The 1,344-nt window shown below is 51.3% G+C and carries 2 tRNA genes and 2 rRNA genes; all 4 read left to right on the forward strand.

Going from position 1 to position 1,344, the window contains the following annotated elements:
• Positions 1–63: ribosomal RNA gene (locus FVW59_RS19485) — 16S ribosomal RNA — on the forward strand; the annotation flags it as partial.
• Between the two features lie 238 nt (positions 64–301).
• A tRNA-Ile gene (locus FVW59_RS19490) sits at positions 302–378 on the forward strand.
• A gap of 124 nt (positions 379–502) precedes the next feature.
• Positions 503–578, forward strand: a tRNA-Ala gene (locus FVW59_RS19495).
• A 376-nt stretch (positions 579–954) separates the two neighbouring features.
• Positions 955–1,344: ribosomal RNA gene (locus FVW59_RS19500) — 23S ribosomal RNA — on the forward strand; the annotation flags it as partial.

The following is a 1,344-nucleotide window of genomic DNA, read 5'->3' on the forward strand; positions in this document are numbered from 1 at the left end:
ATGACTGGGGTGAAGTCGTAACAAGGTAGCCCTAGGGGAACCTGGGGCTGGATCACCTCCTTAAACGATAGTGGCGTTACTTCTTCAAGTGTTCACACATTTGTCTTCGTCTTAACGGTTGATGCGAAAGTAATCATGAGCTGCTGCGAGCGCTCCGGTGGTTTATCGGAGTGTTTTGGCGCAGGATGTGGTTGGTCTGGCAAGGCGTCTGACGAGAGAGGGAGGGAGTGTGTGTAAAAGCACATGACCGACTGAATGAGGAAGGCAACGCAGTCCAGGGCAATCACAGACCAGTCAAAACAGGCCTGTAGCTCAGTTGGTTAGAGCGCACCCCTGATAAGGGTGAGGTCGGCAGTTCAAATCTGCCCAGGCCTACCAAATCGACCCTGCTCTTCGTTGCGAAGCCACTCGCATAGCAGGCTATGCGTCGCGGCTCCGCGCCTCGATCAGCGCCGATTTGGTTTACTTGGCAGGTTCGTGATTGCTGCGAGTAACACTTTACGGGGCTATAGCTCAGCTGGGAGAGCGCCTGATTTGCATTCAGGAGGTCTGCGGTTCGATCCCGCATAGCTCCACCACTCATTTTCAGGGTGGTTTGGTCGCATCACTGGAATTCAGAAAGCAATGCATTGTCACACTGTGTGGCGAGTGTGTTTCTTTCTGGTTTTCACAACCGGAATTGTTCTTTAACAAGGTAAATCAAGCTGAGTCTCTGAATTGTAACCTGAGACTGTGATCGAAAGATGACGGTTGAGGGAGCAGTTCAAAGATATGAAGTTCTGATGGCGGGTTTCAATTCCCCGCTGTCAAAACGAGTTGTAAATACAACACTGTGACTTAAGCGTCACAACATCCGGCGGGCAGATACTTTGATCGGTATCTGTCTCAAAGTACCCGACCTATGCTGAAGGGGGTCGGGGAACAGTCTGCTTGAACAGATAACTTCGGTTATATGGTCAAGTGACTAAGCGTATACGGTGGATGCCTTGGCAGTCAGAGGCGATGAAGGACGTTGGAGCCTGCGAAAAGTCTCGGGGAGGTGGCAACCAACCTTTGATCCGGGAATGTCCGAATGGGGAAACCCACCCAATGTAAGTTGGGTATCGTTAAGTGAATACATAGCTTAACGAAGCGAACGCGGGGAACTGAAACATCTAAGTACCCGTAGGAAGAGAAATCAATTGAGATTCCCTCAGTAGCGGCGAGCGAACGGGGACTAGCCTGCAAGTGATAGCAGTGGTGTTAGTGGAACGGTCTGGAAAGTCCGGCGATAGAGGGTGATAGCCCCGTACACGAAAACACCGTTGTGGTACTGAGCTTGCGACAAGTAGGTCGGGACACGAG

The sequence above is a fragment of the Parahaliea aestuarii genome, from assembly GCF_008064635.1.
GTDB lineage: Bacteria > Pseudomonadota > Gammaproteobacteria > Pseudomonadales > Halieaceae > Parahaliea > Parahaliea aestuarii.